Here is a 21,068-nt window from a genome sequence, read left to right as displayed (position 1 = left end):
TCCTTAACGTCCCAGATAGACCTCAATCACCTGCTCGTTAGCCTGCACCTCGCGAAGCGACCCTTCCGCCAGCACCCGCCCCTGATGCAGCACCGTCACATGGTCGGCGATGGTTTCAACAAAGCCCATATCGTGCTCCACCACCATCAGGGAGTGCTTGCCCGCCAGCGTTTTGAACAGCTCGGCGGTATATTCCGTTTCCGCGTCGGTCATCCCGGCGGCGGGTTCATCCAACAGCAGCAGATGCGGGTCCTGCACCAGCAGCATACCGATTTCCAGAAACTGCTTTTGTCCGTGCGAAAGCAGCCCGGCGCGGCGGTCGCGCTCGCTGCTAAGGCGCAGCAAAACCAGCATCTCATCGATCCGGTCGCGCTGTTCACCGTTGAGCGTTGCCCGCAGGCTCGCCCAGACGGACTTATCGGTTTTCATGGCGATCTCCAGGTTTTCCCACACCGTCAGCGCTTCAAAAACGGTGGGTTTCTGGAATTTACGCCCGATCCCCTGGCGGGCAATGGCCGCAGGCTCCAGCGCGGTCAGATCGATGGACTGATCGTAAATCGCCCTGCCGCTCTCTGGACGCGTTTTGCCGGTGATGACGTCCATCAGCGTGGTTTTACCGGCTCCGTTGGGGCCGATCACGCAGCGCAGCTCACCCACGCCGATATTCAGCGAGAGATCGGTCAGGGCCTGAAAGCCATCAAAATTGACGTTAATCGCCTCAAGCTGAAGCACCGGGTCGGTCTGCTCGCGGTAACGATCGCCGGGCAACTGGCGGGTAAATAACCCTTCGGCTGGCTGCATTATTTATCTCCCTTTCGAAACAGACCATAGACGCCGCGCGGTAAAAACAGCGTGACGGCGATAAAAATCAACCCCAGAAACAGCTGCCAGTATTCCGGCATCGCGACGGTGAAGAAACTTTTCGCCCCATTCACCAGCGCCGCGCCAATCACCGGCCCCACCAACGTGCCGCGCCCGCCCAGCGCAACCCAGATGGCCGCTTCTATCGAGTTTGTCGGCGACATTTCGCCAGGGTTGATAATACCTACCTGCGGGACGTACAGCGCCCCCGCCAGGCCGCACAGCACGGCAGAGAGCGTCCAGACCAGCAGCTTGAACCCGCGCGGATCGTAGCCGCAAAACGTCAGCCGATTTTCGGCATCGCGAACGGCGGTCAGGATGCGGCCAAACTTGCTCTTCGCCAGCGCAAACCCTGTGCCCAGGGCCAGGAGCAGCAACAGCACGGTGGCCAGAAACAGCGCGATACGGGTGGTCGTTTCCGTCACCGAAAACCCGAGCAGCGTGGTGAAGCCGGTAAAGCCGTTATTGCCGCCAAAGCCGGTTTCGTTGCGAAAGAACAGCAGCATCCCGGCATAGGTCAGCGCCTGGGTCATAATCGAGAAGTAGACCCCTTTGATCTTTGAGCGGAAGGCAAACCAGCCAAACACCAGCGCCAGCAGGCCCGGCACCATCACAATCAGCACCAGCGCCCAGGCAAAATGCTGGGTTCCCCACCAGAACCACGGCAGCTCGCTCCAGGAGAGGAACGACATAAACGCGGGCAGACCGTCGCCCGCGGCCTGGCGCATCAGGTACATCCCCATCGCGTAGCCGCCCAGCGCGAAGAAGATCCCGTGCCCAAGCGACAGCATCCCGGCATAGCCCCACACCAGATCCAGCGCCACCGCAACGATGGCGTAGCAGAGGATCTTGCCAATCAGCGTCAGCATCCAGGTCGACAGCGCCAGCGGATGCGTCGCAGGCAGTAAGGCGAAAAACGGTAATATCAGCAGACACACCACCAGCAGGCTGCCTGCAAGTTGCGTTGTGCGTGGCGCTTTGCGCGCCAGCGTTAAGGTCAGTGGCTGGCTCATCAGTCAATCACCCTCCCTTTCAGCGCAAACAGCCCCTGGGGGCGTTTCTGAATAAACAGCACGATCGCCACCAGAATCACGATCTTGCCCAGCACCGCACCCATCTGTGGTTCAAGGATTTTATTAAAGATCCCCAGACCAAACGCCGCGGCCACGCTGCCTGCCAGCTGGCCTACACCTCCGAGCACCACCACAAGGAAGGAGTCGATGATATAGCCCTGGCCCAGCTCCGGCCCGACGTTACCGAGCTGTGATAGCGCCACGCCGCCTAACCCCGCAATCCCGGAGCCAAGCCCAAACGCCAGCATATCGACGCGCCCTGTCGGTACCCCACAGCAGGCGGCCATGCTGCGGTTTTGCGTCACCGCCCGCACGTTGAGCCCCAGACGGGTTTTGTTCAGAATGAGCCAGGTGAAGAACAGCACCAGCAGCACGAAGCCCAGCACCACAATGCGGTTCCATGGCAGCGTCAGGTTGGCAAAAACCTGCACCCCGCCGGACAGCCATGCCGGGTTCGCCACCTCGAGGTTCTGGGCGCCAAAGGTCATGCGCACCAACTGGATAAGCATCAGGCTGATGCCCCACGTCGCCAGCAGCGTTTCCAGTGGACGACCGTACAAATGGCGAATCACGGTGCGCTCCAGCACCATCCCGATGCCCGCCGTCAGGCAGAACGCGACCGGCAGCGCGATAACGGGATAGAGCGCCAGCCACTGGGGCGCAAGCCCGGCCATCGCCTGCTGCACCATCCACGTGGCATACGCGCCCAGCATCAGCATTTCGCCGTGCGCCATATTGATGACCCCCAGCAGGCCGTAGGTGATGGCAAGCCCCAGCGCCGCCAGCAGCAGCACCGACCCCAGGGACAGCCCCATAAACGCCTGGCCCAGCAGATCGCCCCACATCAGGCGGTGCTGGATCTGGCTAAGACTCTCTTCGGCGGCCGCTCGAACGCCGCTATCCGGCTCTGTCTGTGGCTGGGTAAACGGGGTAAGTCTGGACTCCACGTCCGGATCGTCAGAGTGCCCTAATAATTCAACAGCCTTGCGGCGCACCTCGGCCAGCGGGCTGGCTAGCTGGAGATTTGCCACCGCCAGCAGCAGCGCCTGACGCGCCACCGCGTCCGTTTCTTCGTTTACCCGCTTTTCCAGAAAAGCGAGCATCCCGGGCTGGGCATCCCGCTGAAGCTGACGTGCCGCCGATCGCCTTTCGGTGACGCTGTCACTCACCAGCTGATGCGTCGCGATGGCCGTGGCGGCCAGTACGCGCAGCCGGTTGGTCAGACGAACGGCTTTGGTTGGGCCCTCTGCCATCTGACTTTCCCCCAGCGGGATGACGTTACCATTGCGTTGTGCAAAGGCGTGCTTTTGCGTATCGACGTAGAGGTTTTCTTTTTGCAGCGCCTCAAGGAGCGGCAGTCTTGACGCGTCCGGCGCGGCGGCCCACTGCGTCAACAAATCCGCCTGCTGGCTGCGGCTGGCGGCAACAAAACGATCGGCATCCGATGCCTGCGCCATCCCTGGCAGCAGTCCGGAAAGCCATACAAGAGCGATGAACAGGCGCATGGCGTTCATGACGTTTCTCCCTGCGGTGATGACTTAGTTGCTGGCGGTTTTCATCGGCTGGTCGGGCTTTTTGTCATTCCCGGCGATGAACGGGCTCCACGGCTGGGCGCGTACCGGCTGCTCCGTCTGCCACACCACGTTGAACTGACCGTTGCCTTCGATTTCACCGATCATGACCGGCTTATGAAGATGGTGGTTGGTGGCATCCATGGTGAGCGTAAAGCCTGACGGCGCCTTAAAGGACTGACCGGCCATCGCCGCACGCACTTTATCCACGTCGGTAGTGCCCGCTTTTTCCACCGCCTGCGCCCACATATGAATCCCCACGTAAGTCGCTTCCATCGGATCGTTGGTCACCACGGTATCGGCGTTCGGCAGCTTATGCGCTTTGGCATAGGCTTTGTAATCCGCCACGAAGGCCTGGTTTGTCAGATTATCCACGGATTCAAAGTAGTTCCATGCCGCCAGGTTGCCCACCAGCGGTTTGGTGTCGATCCCGCGCAGCTCTTCTTCACCCACGGAGAACGCCACCACCGGCACGTCCGTCGCCTTCAGTCCCTGGTTAGCCAGCTCTTTGTAGAATGGCACGTTGGAATCGCCGTTGATGGTCGACACCACGGCGGTTTTGCCGCCCGCTGAGAATTTTTTGATATTGGCGACGATGGTCTGGTAGTCGCTATGGCCAAACGGGGTGTAAACCTCTTCAATATCCTTATCCTCCACCCCTTTCGAATGCAGGAACGCGCGCAGGATCTTGTTGGTGGTGCGCGGGTAAACGTAATCGGTGCCCAGCAGGAAGAAGCGCTTCGCCGCGCCGCCGTCTTCACTCATCAGGTATTCCACCGCCGGGATCGCCTGCTGGTTCGGCGCCGCGCCGGTATAGAAGACGTTTGGCGACATTTCCTCGCCCTCATACTGCACCGGATAGAACAGCAGGCCGTTCAGCTCCTCAAAGACCGGCAGTACGGATTTGCGCGAAACAGACGTCCAGCAGCCGAATACCACAGCCACTTTATCCTGACTCAACAGCTGGCGCGCTTTCTCGGCAAACAGCGGCCAGTTTGAGGCCGGGTCCACCACCACCGGCTCCAGTTTCTTACCCAGCACGCCGCCTTTGGCGTTGATTTCATCAATCGTCATCAGGGCGACATCCTTCAGCGGGGTCTCGGAGATGGCCATCGTGCCGGAAAGAGAATGCATGATCCCCACTTTGATGGTATCGGCCGCCTGCACGCCAAAACTCATGCCCATCGCTACGACGGACGCGGATAACGCAAAGGCTTTTAATAAGGTACGACGCTGCATATTTTCACTCCTGAAAAAGAACGCTGTGCGAAAACGTCCGTTACGGCGTGGACGCGGAAATAAAAGTGTCAGCGAAGCAGGAGCAAAAAGGATGCCAGAATGAAGATAGCGCTATTTCTGGGAGGGGAACGCCGGATGTAAAGAGAACGTCTCAGAATGGCACAGCGCTGCACTTTTATAATGCAGCGCGGAGGAGGAAGGTTTTACCAGACTTCGCTGGCGATCTGCGTGACCAGACGGACTTTGTCCCACTGCTGGGTTTCGCTCAGGCTGTTGCCCTCTTCGGTAGAGGCAAAGCCGCACTGCGGGCTGAGGCAGATCTGCTCTTTTGCCACGTATCTCGCCGCCTCTTCCAGACGAGCTTTAATTCCTCCCGGGTTCTCCAGCTCGCCGTTTTTCGTGGTAATCAGCCCCAGCACCACCTGCTGCTTGCCCGGTCGAACAAAGCGCAATGGCGCGAAATCCCCGCTGCGGTCGTTATCATATTCAAGGAAGAACGCGTCAACGTTGACCGTCCCGAACAGCACTTCCGCCACCGGCTCATAGCCACCTTCGGAGATCCAGGTAGAACGGAAGTTACCGCGACAAACGTGCAGCCCGATGGTCAGATCGTCCGGCTTGCCTTCCAGCGCCTTGTTCAGAACGCGGGCATAGATGCGCGCCAGCTCATCGGCATCAACGCCTCGCTCGCGGATCTGACGGCGCTGATCGTCCGAACAGAGATAGGCCCAGACGGTGTCATCCAGCTGCAGATAACGGCAGCCCGCGTCATAGAAAGCGCGAATGGCATCACGCCAGGTGGTGGCCAAATCGTCGAAATAGACGTTCAGGTCCGGATACACTGTCGCATCAATGTCTTTGCGACCGCCGCGGAAATGGAGCACGCTCGGGCTGGGAATGGTCATTTTCGGCTGGGCGTTCCCGCTGATGCTTTTCAGATAGCGAAAATCTTCGAGCATTGGATGGTCACCGAATCCCAGCTTGCCGGTGACGCGCACACCGTGGGCTTTGGTTTGCACCCCGTTAAACTGGATGCCCTGCTGTGAATCGTAACGTTCAACGCCCTGCAGTCCGTCGAAGAAGTCGAAGTGCCACCAGGCACGACGAAACTCGCCGTCGGTGACCACGTGCAGGCCGCACGCACACTGCTGCTCAACGACGTGGCGAATGGCCTCATCCTCTACCGCGCGAAGCTGTCCGGCATCGATTTCGCCGCTGGCGAACTTCAGGCGCGCCTGTTTGATGGCATCCGGGCGTAAAAAACTGCCGACTACATCGGCGCGGTACGGGGCGTGGTGTCGTTGCATGGAAATCTCCTCAGTCTGCCGACGGTAATTGCCAGCAGTGATAATTCATTATTTGAAGCTTCAGACTTCTGGATGTCTAAATGTCCAAAAACAATGTCATACCTCACCGGCGTCGGCAAACGAGAAAATTTCACGGGCATTGAAAAAAATTCATCTTCACAGCGCGGCGGAGGTTTCGCTGCTGGCAAAGGCGAACTTTTCATCTTCCCAGCCGGCGATCCCCCCGAGCATGATTTTGACCGGCAGCCCGAGGCGCGCCAGCTTGAGCGCGGCTCTGTCCGCGCCGTTACAGTGCGGCCCTGCGCAGTAGACAACGAACAGCGTGCCTTCAGGCCATTGAGCCATGCGCTCAGCGGTAATCTGGCTCCGCGGCAGATGCAATGCGCCAGGTACGTGACGACGGGAAAACTGCTCCGGGCTCCCCACCACATGCAGCAAAACAAAGTCCTGCTCATTATTGGCGATGGCATGATGCACATCGGCACAGTCGGTTTCGACGCTCAGGCGACGCAGAAAATGGGTAACAGCTTCCTGCGGCTCGGCAGCCGGAAATTCAGTAACATAGCTCATGATCCTTCCTCATCTTTGGCGTTTGTGTTAACACTACTCTATCCACAAATTCAGCCCGTGAATGCGCTCGCTTATGCCAGAAAACAGCAAAAAGATGACAAACTTAAGACAACTTGCCCGCCCGAAGGTGGTCGTGCTGGCGTATGACGGTCTGTGTACCTTTGAGTTTGGGGTGGCGGTGGAAATCTTCGGCCTGCCTCGCCCCGAGCTGGGCGACGAATGGTATCGTTTTGCCGTGGCGGGCGTGGACAGCGGTGAACTTCGGGCGACGGGCGGGATCCGCATCATTACCGATGGCGATATCTCCCTGCTTGAGTCTGCCGATCTGATTGTGGTTCCGGGCTGGCGGGGGCTGGACTCACCGGTTCCGGATGCGCTCTGCGGCGCATTGCGTCAGGCCAGCGCGCGCGGGTGTCAGGTGCTCTCTATCTGCTCGGGCGTGTTTGTGCTGGCCGCCTCGGGGCTGCTGAACGGACGTAAAGCCACGACGCACTGGCGCTACATTGACGCGTTAAAAGCCCGTTACCCTGACATCGACGTGGTTGAGGATGTGCTCTACCAGGACGAGGGCGATATACTGACCTCTGCGGGCAGCGCGGCGGGGATCGATCTCTGCCTGCACGTTGTGCGTCGGGATTATGGCATGGAAACCGCCAACAGCGTGGCGCGTCGGCTGGTCATTCCCCCTCACAGGGATGGATCTCAGCCGCAGCAGCTGAGCCGCCCGGTGGCGCAGCTGCGGGAGAGTCAACGTCTCGGCCAGCTGTTTGATTTTCTGCACACGCATCTTATCGACGCGCATAGCGTCGACTCGCTGGCGCGTCGGGTCGGAATGAGCCAGCGCACCTTTCTTCGCCGCTTCGAGGCGGCAACGGGAATGACGCCCGCACGCTGGTTGATCAATGAGCGCCTGCTGCGAGCGAAAGATTATCTGGAAAGCAGCCGGTTAAGCATCGACAGCATCGCGGAACAGACCGGATTTGGTCAGGCGTCGACATTACGTCATCATTTTCGCCAGCAGTTCGCGCTCTCCCCGGCTCAGTATCGCAAACAATTTTCACGTACTGGTACCGCCCGCTGAGGCGTTAGTTTTATGGTTAATACGGAGCACCTGATGGTCACCACACACGTTTTCATCGCGGTCAGTCTTGATGGCTACATCGCCCGACAGAATGACGATATCGAGTGGCTGCTGCAGCGCGATGACCCGACTGAGGATCATGGCTATGCGGCGTTCATCGCGGACAAAGAGTGGATCGTGATGGGCCGGGGGAGCTATGAGAAGGTGCTGACTTTTGACACATGGCCGTATGACCGGCCCGTGCTGGTGCTTTCCCGACAGCTGGCCGACACGCCCGTACCCGACGCATTGAGGGGCAAAGTACAGTTTTCCGGCCGCACGCCAAAGGAGGTGCTCGACGATCTGGCGATGCAGAACGTCCATCGCGTCTATCTCGATGGTGGACAGGTGATCCAGTCGTTCCTGCGCGAAGGACTGGTAGCGGATATGGTGATCACGACCGTTCCTGTTCTGCTTGGATCGGGAAAATCGCTGTTCGGCGCCCTGCCCGGAGATATCGATTTGACGCTGGTATCAAGCCGCAGCTTCCCTTCTGGCCTGGTACAGTCACACTATCGACTGAAGCCATAAAACCACGGTAAACACTGAGCAAAAAAAAACCGCCAAAAATGGCGGTAAATGCTTGCATGGATAGATTTGTATTTTGGTCTCTACGTCCCGACACTCCATGGCCGGGCTGCGGATCCCTTACAACCTAACACCCGTTGTCTTAACGAAGGTTAAACAGTCTTATTAACCTGCATGGGTATTGATCTGCAAATAACGCATAAGCCCCTGTTCAGCGCTCTGTTTTGCGTCATCGTTAATGGCTTCAAGATAAAAGGAGCGTGCGACACCATAAGGTGCTTTTTCAGAGGGATACACCGCGAACTGGAATGTTTTTCCTCTTGCCTGATGAGTGCAATCTAATTCCCAACGCTGATCGTTCACTTTTTTGCTGGTGCAGGCAACGCCACCATAGTCGCTGGTTAAATAGGAACCCACGCGAATTTCTGCAGATTGAATATATTCTGGTTCGTCATTACCTGCATAACGAACCCCTGCAACGGCTATAACAGCTGCCGCCAGAAGCGCAAGCGCTACTATTTTTTTCATTTATAAATGACCTGTTCCTTAGCCCAAGATAACTATTATATAAGATTAATCCTTAATGCAAACATCCAATTGTGGTCCAGAAATGGAGCTTTACAAAGATTAGGATGAATTTTAGGAAATATCCTAATCACTATTCCGAACCCACATTATTTGACATTTTCTTTTCGCTAATTTTAATTTTTAAATAATAACACCAGGAAATAATCGACATGATTATCCGGCATTGTTTTTCAGCGGGGAATCCATGATTAAAAAAGGGTTATCTTTCATAATGCTTATTTGTGCGCTGTTTTCAGGCCAGCTTATGGCCGGGCACAAAGGACATGAATATTTATGGGTAAAGAACGTGGCGCATCAGCTTCGTCATGAAGCCGACAGCGATGAGTTGCGAAGCGCTGCGGAAGAGTCGGCGGAGGGTTTGCGCGAACACCACCTGTGGCAGAAGTCGCGCAAACCGGACACGCACGTCAGGTAATTAACTGCCCTTGCGTTTTGGCAGGGTTTTCATCAGGTCGTCCGGACTGACGGATGCCACAATACTGCCGGGCTGCGGCATTTTGAAGATGTGGTTTTTCATCTTGCCAATCACATGCATTTCGCAAGGACGGCAGTCGAACTTAAGGGTCAGAACTTCGTCACCGTTTACCAGCTGCATTGGGGTGGCCTTCCAGCTCTTAATGTTACCTTTAGCCTGCTTAGGACACAGGTTAAACGCAAAGCGGAGGCAGTGCTTGGTGATCATCACCGGCACATCGCCCTTCTCTTCATGCGCTTCATAGGCCGCGTCGATCAGCTGCACGCCGTGGCGATGATAGAATTCACGTGCTTTATGGTTGTAAACGTTGGCGAGGAAGGACAAATGGGTGTCCGGGTATACTGGCGCAGGGACGGCTTCGGCTTTACGGCTACCGCGCGGATACTGTGCCAGGCGCGCGGCATCCAGCATCTCTGCCGTTTCTCGGCGGAACTGGTTAAGCAGGCTGTTCGGCACGAACAGCGCGTCCGGCAGATTCACGTCGATAGCGCGCGCGTAGTAAATCGTCTGGCCCAGCTTCGCCACGCCATCCTTCAGGCTGCTAAGCGCTTTTTCCGCGTTGTTTGCCACCTCGAAAAGACCATCGAGCGTGTGCGTCACGCTGATACCGTCTTCACAGGTCATGGTCAGAATTAGCTGCTCTTCCCAGCCGCCCAGCTCAATATCCACGGCGATACGTCGTTCGCTGGAGGTTTTCAGCAGCGCCTGCTGCCAGTTATGATCGAGGTTACGGTTAAGCGCCGCGTTAGGTCGCGCCTTGTAGAGATCGGCCGGCATTTCATTCGGCCATACGCGGTAGCGGTTCTCGCCGGTTTTCTCGACCGTATTCGCACGGAAGCCCACGACTTCGCGCTTAATCATCACGTTAAGGCCATCGCCGTTCGCCAGCGGCTCCGTCACTGCAACATCAAGGTGATCTTTCGCCACTTTCAGCACTTCGCCGACCGGTAAACCGATAAACTTCGGTGAGTCAAACGCGCCGATATCCCCTTTACGGGCATTCACGAAATAGTCCGTGCTGCCGCGGTGGAACGTTTTGTCCGTCGACGGAATAAAGAAATGCTCGGTGCGGCCGGCCGACGCGCGCGCCAGGTCGCCGCGATCCTCAATAATGGCGTCCAGCATCTGGCGATAGTGCGCGGTGATGTTCTTCACGTAGCTCATATCTTTATAGCGCCCTTCAATCTTGAAGGAACGCACGCCCGCGTCGATCAGCGCGCCCAGGTTGGCAGTCTGATCGTTATCCTTCATGGAGAGCAGGTGTTTTTCGAACGCCACGACGCGGCCCTGATCGTCTTTCAGGGTATACGGCAGACGGCAGGCCTGAGAGCAGTCACCGCGGTTGGCGCTGCGGCCCGTCTGGGCGTGGGAAATATTGCACTGACCGGAATAGGCCACGCACAGCGCGCCGTGGATAAAGAACTCGATCGTCGCGTCTGTCGCCTGATGAATATCGCGGATCTGATTCAGATTCAGCTCGCGCGCGAGGACGATCTGCGAAAAGCCGACGTCGGAGAGAAATTTCGCCTTCTCGACCGTACGGATATCACACTGGGTACTGGCATGCAGCTCAATGGGGGGAATATCCAGCTCGAGCACGCCCATGTCCTGAACAATCAGGGCATCCACCCCGGACTGGTAGAGATCGGTAATCAGACGTTGCGCAGGCTCCAGCTCATCATCATGAAGAATGGTGTTCAGGGTCACGAACACTTTCGCCCCGAAACGGTGGGCGAACGGCACCAGTTCAGCAATATCGCTCAGGCTGTTGCTGGCGTTATGTCGGGCACCGAAGCCTGGGCCGCCAATGTAGACGGCGTCAGCGCCATGAAGGATCGCTTCACGGGCTATGGCGGCGTCGCGGGCCGGGCTTAAAAGTTCAAGATGATGGGATTGCAGGCGCATACTTCGTCGTTATCCGTTATGGTCAAAATGGCGGCTATTGTAGTCAGAAGTATGCGTCAGCGAAACAGTTTTGCGTAGCCTCAGCGGGGATAATGAATCAGGGAGTGAAAATGCACCGTCCGGTCGCTGCTGTTGCGGTAGGCGTGCGGTTTATCGCCGGCAAAACGGACGCCCGAATCGGCAGAAATCATCTGCCACTTGCCGTCAAGCTTCATCTCCAGCTCGCCGCTGACCACCACCACATGTTCAATCACTCCGGCCTCATGCGGCGTGGATTCACTCAGCGCGCCGGGTGCCAGGGTAATGGAGAAATAATCAAACCTGAGCGTCTCGTCCCACGGAAAGAGCGGCTTGACGACCATCGCCTGCTGCTGGGGGTCAAATACCGCCTGCTGGTCCGCCTCCGGCGTGATGAAGGCGGAAAACGGAACGTTCAGTCCCGTGGCAATTTTCCACAGCGTCGACACCGTCGGGCTGGATTCATTGCGCTCGATTTGCCCGAGCATGGCCTTTGACACGCCGGTCTCGTCTGCGAGCTTCGACAAACTCCAGCCGCGCGCCTGGCGCAGCGTTTTCAATGTGGTTGCAAGATGTCGTGTGATGTCCATGTTCCCTCCTGGTGACGACCAGCATACCACTTGTACGCTATAGCGCACAGTGCTACCTTATCCCGGATGCTATAACGCACAACGGAGTTTTCATGCGCCCTTCCTCTCACCTTGTTCCAGTCGCACTGGCTGGATTTGTCGCCGTGCTGGTCGGTTACGCCAGCTCGGCCGCCATCATCTGGCAGGCTGCCGCTGCGGCAGGCGCCAGCGCACAGCAGATTGCGGGCTGGATGACCGCGCTGGGAATTGGGATGGGCGTCAGCACGCTGGCGCTTTCCTGGTGGTACAAGGCGCCGGTCCTGACCGCCTGGTCGACGCCCGGCGCGGCGCTGCTCGCCACCAGCCTGCACGGCGTCACGCTGGCGGAAACCATCGGCGTGTTCATCTTTGCGAACGCGCTTATTTTGCTCTGCGGCATTACCGGGCTCTTCGCCCGCCTGATGAAGCTGATCCCCCATTCGCTTGCTGCCGCCATGCTGGCGGGGGTATTGCTGCAGTTTGGCCTGCACGCGTTTGCGCATCTCGAAGGGCACTTTCTGCTGTGCGGCAGCATGATTGCGGCGTGGCTGATCGCAAAAGCGCTGGCTCCTCGCTATGCCATCGTCGTTACGCTGCTGGTCGGCGGTATTGTGGCCTGGGCGGGAGGTGACGTTGTCACCGATAAGCTCACGCTTTCTCTGGTGATGCCTGAGTTTATTGCACCCGCCTTCACCTTCACAAGCCTGGTGAGTATTGGCGTGCCCTTCTTCCTGGTGACCATGGCCTCGCAAAATGCGCCTGGTTTCGCCACGATGAAGGCCTCCGGTTACCCGCTGGCGGTCTCACCGCTCATCATCGTCACGGGTGGACTGGCGCTGCTGTTTTCTCCGTTTGGCGTCTTTTCTATCTGCATTGCGGCCATTACTGCCGCTATTTGTCAAAGCCCGGATGCGCACCCGGATGCCGATAAACGCTGGCTGGCGGCCATCGCAGCCGGAGGGTTTTATCTGCTGGCGGGGATTTTCGGCGGCTCCATTACCGGGCTGATGGCCGCGCTGCCGCTTAGCTGGATCCAGACGCTCGCCGGTCTGGCGCTGCTGGGCACCATCAGCGGGAGTTTATATCAGGCATTAAGCCACGAAGCGGAGCGCGATGCGGCCATCGTTACATTCCTGATGACCGCGAGCGGCGTCACGATCCTGGGCATCGGTTCGGCATTCTGGGGGCTGGTCTTGGGCGGGGTGTGCTACGCCCTGTTTTCACGCGCTCGCCGCGCGTAGCTGCGAAGGCGTCATGCCCGTCGCGCTGCGAAAGCGGTTGCTGAAGTGGCTGGCGGAGTTAAACCCGCAGGCAAGTGCGATCTCCGTCAGCGGCGTCGAGGTGTGCTGGACGAGGGCTTTCGCTTTATCCATTCGCCTCTGCATCACATACTGATGCGGCGCCAACCCCGTCGACTGGCGGAACATGCGTGCAAAATGGTATTCGCTGAGGGCAGCCTGCGCCGCCAGTTCGGCCAGCGTCAGGGGCTGCCCGAGATTCTCTTCGATAAAGGCGAGGACGTTGCGCAGCACAAACGGCGACAACCCTCCCGTGACAACCGGCAGCTTCCACTGCACGTTTGAGTAGTTTTGCAGCAGATGGGTCAGCAGCAGCGTGGAGGCCGTGCTCAGAGTGAGCTGGTTGGCGTGCTGCAGCCAGTCGCAGCCCAGTAAAAACTGGCGATACAGCGTGGTAATCTTCGGATCGCTACCAAAAATGCGCTCGTCCAGGGTCAGCGATAGCGGGCGCTTGTCCCAGATTTTTTCCCCTACGTCGCGCAGGTGTTCATCGGTGCAGTAGAGATGCACAAACGACAGGTCATCACGGATATCCCACGTCGATTCGCTCTCTTTGGGCATCAAACAGAAACGGTCCGGCCCCCCGCCGTTCTTCCAGCCGCCCGGCGTTTTTTGATAGCTTTCGTAGCCGTCCGCCACGTACAGGCTGAGGGTATGATGGTTGCTTTTTACCGTTATCGTATCGTGCTTGTTGTACCACGCTGCCAGCTGAATACCCGAATTCAGCGAGACGGTTTCCCGCAGGACCGCATTCTGTTGGCAAAGCGTTTCAAAGGTATCGTAAGCGTGAGACATAACCGTTAGCGCGTGATTGATCGGAATCTCAGTCTAAGAAGAGTTGTCTCCCGTTGCCAGTCCCCGCGGAAGAAAAAAGCGCAAGATTTTGCAAGTCACCCGCAAGCCGGTGAAAGCCCGTTACGCAACTCAGCGCCATACTGCGTGCTTTCGGGGTTTGAGAAGAGAAAAATATGAACGCATTACTCTATGGACTGGTGGTGGTCATCTGGGGAACCACCTGGATTGCCATTTTTCTGCAGCAGGGTCCCGTGGCGGCGCCCGTCTCTATTTTCTGGCGTTTCGCCGTCGCCAGCCTCACGATGATGATGGTGTTAATCGCCCTGCGACGCCTGCGCACGCTGGCGCTGCGGGATCACCTATATTGCATACTCCAGGGATGCTGCGTTTTCTGCTTTAACTTCTGGTGTTTTTACACCGCAGCCTCGCATATCAACACCGGGCTGGAATCGGTGATCTTCTCTATGGCCGTGCTCTATAACGCCATTAACAGCTTTATTTTCTTCGGGCAGCGCCCGCCCGCGCGTTTCTGGACAGCGGCGGCACTGGGGCTGGTTGGGATCATCACCCTCTTCTGGGACGATCTGCTGGCCAGCGGCTGGAGCGCGTCACTCCTGACCGGGATTGGGCTTTCCGCACTCGGTACCTACGGCTTCTCGCTGGGCAATATGATCAGCATGCGCCATCAGCGCAGAGGACTGGAAACCATGACCACCAACGCCTGGGCGATGCTCTATGGCACGCTGGTGATGGGCTGCATTGCCCTGTTCAGAGGCGACAGCTTTGTGCCGGAATGGACGGTGAGCTATCTTGGTGCGCTGGTGTATCTGGCTCTGTTTGGCTCGGTGATTGCTTTTGGTGCCTACTTCACGCTGGTGGGACGCATTGGTCCAGGTAAAGCGGCCTATAGCACGCTGCTCTTCCCGCTGGTGGCGCTCTCCATCTCCACGGTGTATGAAGGGTACGTCTGGCATATCAACGGTATCGTGGGGTTAGTGCTGATTCTGGGAGGAAATATGGTGATGTTTACCAAACCGGAAACCTGGTTCAGGCGCTTACGGATGGCATAAATAAAAAGGCCTGCATTACGCAGGCCGTTTTATTTTATTTTGCGGTCTTTTTCACATCAAACATGGTGGCATCCGTCGCCATGTCATCAACAACCTGCTTCAGCGTTGCAAAGGTCATTGGTGTGCTTTCGTTATTCAGCTCTTTACCTTCGCCTTTACGTACCACCTTCATGACCGGTTTATTGGTGGCCGCATCGATCAGCTCGCCTTCAAAGAAGAGATGCGTATCCATGGTTCGGTGTCCGGTTGCCATCTGCGTCCCGGCAACCACCAGCGCAACAGGCACCACTTCATAGAACTGCAGCCCCTCTTTCTGCGAACTCACCCCGGTAATCGCGCCGCGGAAAATCAGGCTATGTTTACCCGGCGTGGTCACAACCGGCTTACGCGTACCAATCGCAGTTTTCATTTTGTTATTGGTGTAGTTCAACAGCTCATCAAGCGTTTTTTGACCAATTTGCGTGGTAGGTTTTGGCGTTGGATAATAGGTAATCGGTGTCCAGAGAATACTGTCGTAGTTAGCTTCATTATAAGAAGGGTCGACCCAACGCAGCGTTGGTTTACCCGTCGCAGACGTTGTCTGCTGCAAGCCTGAGTAGTCTTTTAAAAAGCCGGAGTATTGTTCTGGAGCGGCGACTTTTGAAGAACAGCCGGCCAACGCCAACAGACCAGTAAGCACTGCAACTTTAAAAAAAGTTTGAGTACGCATGATAGTTTTCCATGTTATCTGCAAGTATGCATTTGAAGTTATAGCAAAAGACTGGCGGGTTTGTTGTGACAAAAAATGATGTGGTGAGCACAAATTGCAAAAAGACTGCCCGGAGGCGCACCGGGCAGTGAAAAATTACTGATTTATATCCAGTTGCCAGAACAGATGTTTGCCAAACGGGTCGATTTCATAGCCCGTCACCTCCTTGCGCACCGGTTCGAAAATGGTTGAATGCGCAATCATCACCGCGGGCATCTGGTCATGCATAATCTGCTGAGCCTCTTTATACAGCGCCACGCGTTTATCGCGATCGGTCGTTGATTTTGCTTCCGCAATAATTTTATCAAAGGGCTTATAGCACCATTTCGCCGAATTTGAGCCGCCGTTTGCCGAGGTACAGGTAAACAGCGGACCAAAGAAGTTATCGGGATCGCCCGTTGCGGTCGTCCAGCCCATCAGCGCGGCCTGATGTTCGCCGCCCTTCACGCGCTTAAGGTATTCACCCCATTCGTAGGTGACGATTTTGGTCTGTACGCCGATTTTCGCCCAGTCGGCCTGAATCATCTCCGCCATGCGTTTCGCATTCGGATTGTAAGGACGCTGTACCGGCATCGCCCACAGGTCGACGCTCACGCCACTGGCAAAACCGGCCTCTTTCAGCAGCGCTTTGGCTTTTTCAGGATCGTAGTCGTAATCCTTAAGCTCGCTGTCGGCGCTCCAGACGCCCGGCGGCAGCAGATTCTTCGCCGCGGTTCCGGTACCGTGGAACACCGCATCAATAATCGCCGGTTTGTTGATGGCCATCGCCAGCGCCTGACGGACCTTCACGTTATCCAGCGGCGGCTTCTGCGTGTTGAACGCCAGGAAGCCGGTATTTAGCCCCGCCTTACTCATCAGATTGATGTCTTTGTTGGCCTTCATGCGTGGCAGATCGGCCGGATTCGGGAACGGCATCACCTGACATTCATTCTTCTCAATTTTGGCAAAACGCACTGAGGCATCCGGGGTGATGCTGAACACCAGCCTGTCCAGCTTCGATTTCCCCTGCCAGTAGTCGGCAAACGCAGTGAACAGGATCCGGGAGTCCTTCTGATACTGCGCCAGCTTAAACGGCCCGGTGCCGATGGGTTCCATATCCACCTTCTCCGGCGTGCCTGCTTTCAGCATCGCGTCGGCATACTCCGCTGAAAGGATTGAGGCAAAATACCAGGCCAGATCGGCGACAAACGGCGCTTCCGGGTGCGCCAGGGTAAAACGCACGGTATGGTCATCGACTTTATCAATGCTGGTTATCAGGCTGCCAAACTCCAGGCTTTCGAAGTTGGAGTAGCTGCCGTTAGAGACGTTGTGGTAGGGATGGTTCACGTCTTTCTGCCGCATAAACGAGAAAATCACGTCGTCGGCGTTAAAGTCGCGGGTCGGCGTAAAAGATTTATTGCTCTGGAACTTCACGCCTTTACGCAGATGGAAGGTATAAACCTTGCCGTCGTCGCTCACCTCCCAGCGCTCCGCCAGGCTCGGCACCAGCTCCGTGGTACCGGGTTTGAAATCGACCAGCCGGTTATAGACCGGCACGGCGCTGGCGTCCACGCTGGTTCCCGAGGTGTATAATTGAGGATTAAAGTTTTCCGGCGATCCTTCGGAGCAATACACCAGCGTTTTCGCGGCAACGGCGGAACTGACCGTGAGTGCAGCGAGTGCCAGCGCTATAGTTGTGAGGTTGCTTTTCATCATTTATTCCTGTCTTTTTAATTCGACGGCTAATTAATTCTTTTGCCATTTCATAAATAACATTAAAGTGAAGTGGCAAACACCTGAAAAATAAATAAGGAATAAATCACTATGGGCTCGCCGCTTTCCAGACAATTAACGCACCGTTTTTTCCGCTATCTCGCGATCACCAGCCAGAGCGATCCCAAAGTCAAAACCCTGCCCTCAACGCCGGGCCAGCACGACATGGCGCGGGAGCTTGCGCAGGAGCTGGCACAGCTGGGGTTAGACGATATTGTGATTGATGAATTCGCCACGGTAACGGCGGTAAAAAAAGGCAACGTGCCCGGTGCGCCGCGCATCGGCTTTATTACCCATATTGATACCGTCGACGTGGGACTTTCACCGGATATTCATCCACAAATATTAACCTTTACCGGTGAAGATCTCTGTCTGAATAAAGAGAAAGACATCTGGCTGCGGGTTAAAGAGCATCCGGAAATTCTGGCTTATCCGAATGAGGAGATTATTTTCAGCGACGGAACCAGCGTATTGGGCGCGGATAATAAATCGGCGGTCACGGTGGTCATGACGGTGCTGGAAAACCTGTCGGCAGAACATCGGCATGGGGATATCGTCGTGGCGTTTGTGCCTGACGAAGAGATCGGCCTGAACGGCGCCAAAGCGCTGGATCTTACGCGCTTTGACGTCGATTTTGCCTGGACCATCGACTGCTGCGAGCTGGGGGAAATTGTCTACGAGAATTTTAACGCGGCGGCCGCGGAGATCCGTTTTACCGGCGTTACGGCGCACCCGATGTCCGCCAAAGGCGTGCTGGTGAATCCCCTGCTGATGGCGACTGACTACATCAACCATTTTGACCGCCAGCAAACGCCGGAGTGCACCGAGGGGCGTGAAGGCTATATCTGGTTTAACGGCATTCAGGCCGGACAGAACGAGGCCGTTCTAAAGGCCAATATCCGCGACTTTGACAAGGACAGCTTTGCCGCCCGCAAGCAGCAGATTGCCGACGTTGCCGCGCTGATTGCCGCCCAACATCCAACAGCCAGGGTGGACTATCGCATTGAAGATACCTACAGCAATATCAGCAATGCGATTGGCGAAGACCGACGCGCCATCGATCTGATGTTCGAGGCAATGGAATCGCTAGGCATCGCGCCGAAACCGACGCCGATGCGCGGCGGCACCGACGGCGCGGCGCTCTCGGCTAAAGGGCTACTCACCCCGAACTTCTTCACCGGGGCGCATAACTTCCACTCGAAGTTTGAATTCCTGCCGTTGTCGTCGTTCGAGGCGTCTTACAAGACTGCTCTCCAGCTCTGCCTGCTGGCCGCCCGTTAAGCGGGCTTGCGCGCCAGCATTGTGGCAAAGCGCAGCTTGATGCGGTTGCCGTTTTCATCGGTACGGTGCAGTTCGCCAACGTCTTCGTTGTATTTGAGCAACTCCCAGCCTTCGTAGTAGTTGCTCAGCTCACCGCTTTTAAACGCAAACGGGAAGCCGACGGTGCACGGGTAATCCGCCGTATCCATGGCGGCAACGATCAGGTTGTAACCGCCCGGCCTCGTGCAGCGCTGCATGTTGGCAATAAGGCCTGGGATGGTTTTTGACTCCAGGAACATTAGCACCACGGTGGAGAGAATAAAATCGTACTCGCCGTCAAAGCTCAGGTTGTTCAAATCCTTAATCGCGGTATGCAGATTAGCGATCCCTTCTTCCGCTTTGATGCGCTCGATATTGTCGATGCTCATCGGGTTCTTGTCCCATGCGGTCACGTCGTACCCGTTGGCCGCGAGGTACAGGCTGTTACGGCCGTTGCCGCAGCCCAGATCGAGCGTTTTACCGGGCTTCACAATTTCCGCGCTGTACAGCACCTCTGAATGGGTACGGGTTAAGCCATATTTCTCTGTGAAGTAATTCTCATCGACGGTCATTGTTTTTCCTGCGTTCGCATAAAGTGAAATTGCATTTTACATGCCATTTTAAGGTGTTTACCGTCTGGTTGCCAGCCGTTCTAAAACCGAAAAATTTGCTACGTTTAGTGAAGACGCATACCAGAGATCAAACGATGAAAAAATACCGGCTCAGCGATGAAACCCGCCTCTGGCAATGGAAAAACGGCGAAACCACCCACTCTGCGACGTTGCGGCAGATCGTCGCGACGGCGGACTTTAACGACGTGACGGCCGGCACGAAAGGCGGCTGGATTGACGATGAGCGCGCCCTCGCGCAGGACGGCGACTGCTGGATCTACGACGAAAACAGCGTGGTGTTCGCGGGTGCAACCGTGTCCGGCAACGCGCGCCTTACCCTTCCGTGCATCATTAGCCATGACGCGCATATCGGCGACAGCTGCTGGCTGGACGGCGCGGAGGTCAGCCACGGGGCGCGCATAAGTGACAACGTCACCATTCAGCAGTCCTGCGTACGGGGCGAGTGTCATATCTACGGCGAAGCGCGCGTGCTGCATCACAGCGTGGTGATTGCTGCCAAAGGGTTAACGCCGGACCATGAACAGATCCTGCAAATCTACGACAAGGCGACGGTGAGCCAGTCGCGGATTGTGCACCAGGCGCAAATCTACGGCGAGGCGATGGTCAATTTTGCCTTTGTTGAACACCGGGCCGAGGTCTTTGACAACGCGATCCTCGAGGGTAACGATCTGAACAACGTCTGGGTGTGCGACTGCGCAAAAGTCTATGGTAACGCCCGCGTGATTGCCGGTTTTGACGACGATGCCATTCCGACGGTGCGCTACAGCTCGCAGATTGCGGAGAATGCCGTGGTGGAAGGAAACTGCATCATCAAGCACCACGTCCTGATTGGCGGTCAGGCGTGGCTGCGCGGCGGGCCGATCATGCTGGATGACAAAGTGGTGATCCAGGGACGCGCGCGCATCAGCGGTGATGTGCTTATCGAGCATCGGGTTGAAATCACCGACGATGCGGTCATTGAAGCGTTTGCCGGCGAGAGCATTCACCTGCGCGGCGAAAAAGTGATTAACGGCGACCAGCGCATCACCCGCACGCCGCTGCTGGGGGCGTTATAGGGTACAGATCCTGCCGTAGATATTCACATCGTCAAAGCGACCGTTCAGGTATTCCGCTTCCCGCAGGCACCCTTCCAGCGTAAAACCGTTGCGCACGGCAACGCTGTTGCTGTGCTGATTCGCCACCCGACACTTGATCACAAAACGGCGGATCTCACCGCGTTCGACGTAGTAACGCATAAATGCCTGCAAAGACCGGGAGAGAATGCCCTGCCCCTGGTGGGCTTCATCCAGCCAGTAGCCGATGTAGCCAGTTTTGTTGGTCGGTTCAATCGTGTTAAACGAAAGCACGCCAACCAGCGCGCCATCCTTGAAGATCATAAACATTTTGGCGTAGCCGCGCTGGTGCAGCATCTGATTACTCTGCACGTTACGGCGGGTATCCTCTTCGCTGCCCACGTGCTGCGCCCAGTCAAAGGCGGTTTGCAGAAAGGTTTTGTTTTTGACGACGAGATTGTGCAGGTCGGTGGCGTAATGTTCTTCGACGGAACGCAGTTCGATGTGTTGTGAAACGGGAATGATTTCTGAAGACATGGTGCCTCTCAATTGCCGGGTG

21 protein-coding genes are annotated in these 21,068 nt (G+C 56.7%); 7 read left to right on the top strand and 14 right to left on the bottom strand.

The window, feature by feature from the left end:
* Window positions 1-3: 3 nt before the first annotated feature.
* The 6 genes from urtD to OTG14_RS07185 form a co-directional block, all read right to left on the bottom strand.
* Window positions 4-801 carry an urea ABC transporter ATP-binding protein UrtD gene (gene urtD, locus OTG14_RS07210; protein ID WP_032647183.1) on the bottom strand — a complete coding sequence of 266 codons (798 nt, stop codon included), beginning with the start codon at window positions 799-801 and terminating at the stop codon, window positions 4-6.
* On the bottom strand, window positions 801-1,874 hold the full coding sequence (urtC, locus tag OTG14_RS07205; protein WP_064672494.1) for an urea ABC transporter permease subunit UrtC: 1,074 nt from the start codon (window positions 1,872-1,874) through the stop codon (window positions 801-803). The genes urtD and urtC overlap by 1 nt, the downstream gene beginning before the upstream one ends.
* Window positions 1,874-3,448: an urea ABC transporter permease subunit UrtB gene (gene urtB / locus OTG14_RS07200; RefSeq protein WP_267214812.1), complete on the bottom strand. Its 1,575-nt coding sequence runs from the start codon at window positions 3,446-3,448 to the stop codon at window positions 1,874-1,876. The genes urtC and urtB overlap by 1 nt, the downstream gene beginning before the upstream one ends.
* Before the next feature lie 24 nt (window positions 3,449-3,472).
* Entirely contained in the window at window positions 3,473-4,744 is a 1,272-nt protein-coding gene (gene urtA, locus OTG14_RS07195) for an urea ABC transporter substrate-binding protein (protein ID WP_267214811.1), read from the bottom strand.
* Window positions 4,745-4,947: 203 nt separating this feature from the next.
* Entirely contained in the window at window positions 4,948-6,051 is a 1,104-nt protein-coding gene (locus OTG14_RS07190) for a cobalamin-independent methionine synthase II family protein (protein ID WP_267214810.1), read from the bottom strand.
* 156 nt (window positions 6,052-6,207) lie between these two features.
* On the bottom strand, window positions 6,208-6,621 hold the full coding sequence (locus tag OTG14_RS07185) for a rhodanese-like domain-containing protein (protein WP_267214809.1): 414 nt from the start codon (window positions 6,619-6,621) through the stop codon (window positions 6,208-6,210).
* A gap of 73 nt (window positions 6,622-6,694) precedes the next feature.
* Between OTG14_RS07185 and ftrA the strand changes: the two genes are divergently transcribed.
* The gene (gene ftrA, locus OTG14_RS07180; protein ID WP_148769201.1) at window positions 6,695-7,702 is read left to right on the top strand and encodes a transcriptional regulator FtrA; all 1,008 of its coding nucleotides are present in this window, start codon (window positions 6,695-6,697) and stop codon (window positions 7,700-7,702) included.
* Window positions 7,703-7,735: 33 nt separating this feature from the next.
* Window positions 7,736-8,272: a dihydrofolate reductase family protein gene (locus OTG14_RS07175; protein WP_267215198.1), complete on the top strand. Its 537-nt coding sequence runs from the start codon at window positions 7,736-7,738 to the stop codon at window positions 8,270-8,272.
* Window positions 8,273-8,434: 162 nt separating this feature from the next.
* Here the strand turns inward: OTG14_RS07175 and OTG14_RS07170 are convergent, their stop codons facing one another.
* Window positions 8,435-8,797 (bottom strand): hypothetical protein, encoded by a 363-nt coding sequence (locus OTG14_RS07170; protein WP_061715161.1) that lies wholly within the window; start codon window positions 8,795-8,797, stop codon window positions 8,435-8,437.
* A gap of 244 nt (window positions 8,798-9,041) precedes the next feature.
* On the opposite strand from OTG14_RS07170, the gene OTG14_RS07165 reads away from it, so the two are divergent.
* Window positions 9,042-9,272 carry a DUF2554 family protein gene (locus OTG14_RS07165; protein ID WP_024908433.1) on the top strand — a complete coding sequence of 77 codons (231 nt, stop codon included), beginning with the start codon at window positions 9,042-9,044 and terminating at the stop codon, window positions 9,270-9,272.
* Here the strand turns inward: OTG14_RS07165 and OTG14_RS07160 are convergent, their stop codons facing one another.
* Together OTG14_RS07160 and OTG14_RS07155 are read right to left on the bottom strand one after the other, a co-directional pair.
* Window positions 9,273-11,237, bottom strand: a complete 1,965-nt coding sequence (locus OTG14_RS07160) for a peptidase U32 family protein (protein ID WP_024908432.1) — start codon at window positions 11,235-11,237, stop codon at window positions 9,273-9,275. It lies immediately after the preceding gene.
* A gap of 80 nt (window positions 11,238-11,317) precedes the next feature.
* The gene (locus OTG14_RS07155; protein WP_061715163.1) at window positions 11,318-11,845 is read right to left on the bottom strand and encodes a helix-turn-helix domain-containing protein; all 528 of its coding nucleotides are present in this window, start codon (window positions 11,843-11,845) and stop codon (window positions 11,318-11,320) included.
* Window positions 11,846-11,916: 71 nt separating this feature from the next.
* Here OTG14_RS07155 and OTG14_RS07150 point away from each other — a divergent pair, with 71 nt between their 5' ends.
* Window positions 11,917-13,104 carry a benzoate/H(+) symporter BenE family transporter gene (locus tag OTG14_RS07150; protein WP_267215197.1) on the top strand — a complete coding sequence of 396 codons (1,188 nt, stop codon included), beginning with the start codon at window positions 11,917-11,919 and terminating at the stop codon, window positions 13,102-13,104.
* On the opposite strand, the gene OTG14_RS07145 is transcribed toward OTG14_RS07150, so the two are convergent.
* Window positions 13,084-13,956, bottom strand: coding sequence for a helix-turn-helix transcriptional regulator (locus tag OTG14_RS07145; RefSeq protein WP_267214808.1), 873 nt, complete (start codon window positions 13,954-13,956; stop codon window positions 13,084-13,086). The genes OTG14_RS07150 and OTG14_RS07145 overlap by 21 nt on opposite strands.
* A 173-nt stretch (window positions 13,957-14,129) precedes the next feature.
* Here OTG14_RS07145 and OTG14_RS07140 point away from each other — a divergent pair, with 173 nt between their 5' ends.
* A complete protein-coding gene (locus tag OTG14_RS07140; protein WP_032647160.1) occupies window positions 14,130-15,026 on the top strand; it encodes a DMT family transporter in 897 nt (298 codons plus the stop codon).
* A 34-nt stretch (window positions 15,027-15,060) separates the two neighbouring features.
* On the opposite strand, the gene OTG14_RS07135 is transcribed toward OTG14_RS07140, so the two are convergent.
* Window positions 15,061-15,735 (bottom strand): DUF3313 domain-containing protein, encoded by a 675-nt coding sequence (locus OTG14_RS07135; RefSeq protein ID WP_045910520.1) that lies wholly within the window; start codon window positions 15,733-15,735, stop codon window positions 15,061-15,063.
* 135 nt (window positions 15,736-15,870) lie between these two features.
* Complete coding sequence (locus OTG14_RS07130; RefSeq protein WP_267215196.1) at window positions 15,871-17,466, bottom strand: ABC transporter substrate-binding protein; 1,596 nt, start codon at window positions 17,464-17,466, stop codon at window positions 15,871-15,873.
* Window positions 17,467-17,577: 111 nt separating this feature from the next.
* Here OTG14_RS07130 and pepT point away from each other — a divergent pair, with 111 nt between their 5' ends.
* Window positions 17,578-18,807 (top strand): peptidase T, encoded by a 1,230-nt coding sequence (gene pepT / locus OTG14_RS07125; RefSeq protein ID WP_267214807.1) that lies wholly within the window; start codon window positions 17,578-17,580, stop codon window positions 18,805-18,807.
* On the opposite strand, the gene tehB is transcribed toward pepT, so the two are convergent.
* A complete protein-coding gene (gene tehB, locus OTG14_RS07120; RefSeq protein WP_048991127.1) occupies window positions 18,804-19,397 on the bottom strand; it encodes a tellurite resistance methyltransferase TehB in 594 nt (197 codons plus the stop codon). The two genes, pepT and tehB, sit on opposite strands and share 4 nt — an antisense overlap.
* A 134-nt stretch (window positions 19,398-19,531) precedes the next feature.
* On the opposite strand from tehB, the gene ydcK reads away from it, so the two are divergent.
* A complete protein-coding gene (gene ydcK / locus OTG14_RS07115) occupies window positions 19,532-20,512 on the top strand; it encodes a YdcK family protein (RefSeq protein WP_267214806.1) in 981 nt (326 codons plus the stop codon).
* On the opposite strand, the gene rimL is transcribed toward ydcK, so the two are convergent.
* On the bottom strand, window positions 20,507-21,046 hold the full coding sequence (gene rimL, locus OTG14_RS07110) for a 50S ribosomal protein L7/L12-serine acetyltransferase (RefSeq protein WP_024908422.1): 540 nt from the start codon (window positions 21,044-21,046) through the stop codon (window positions 20,507-20,509). The genes ydcK and rimL overlap by 6 nt on opposite strands.
* Between the last annotated feature and the right edge of the window lie 22 nt (window positions 21,047-21,068).

Origin of the sequence: Enterobacter pseudoroggenkampii (assembly GCF_026420145.1) — a bacterium.
In the GTDB taxonomy this organism is placed as follows: Bacteria; Pseudomonadota; Gammaproteobacteria; order Enterobacterales; family Enterobacteriaceae; genus Enterobacter; species Enterobacter pseudoroggenkampii.
The sequence above is the reverse complement of the archived record's forward strand: the minus strand, read 5'-3'. Positions and strand labels throughout refer to the sequence as shown.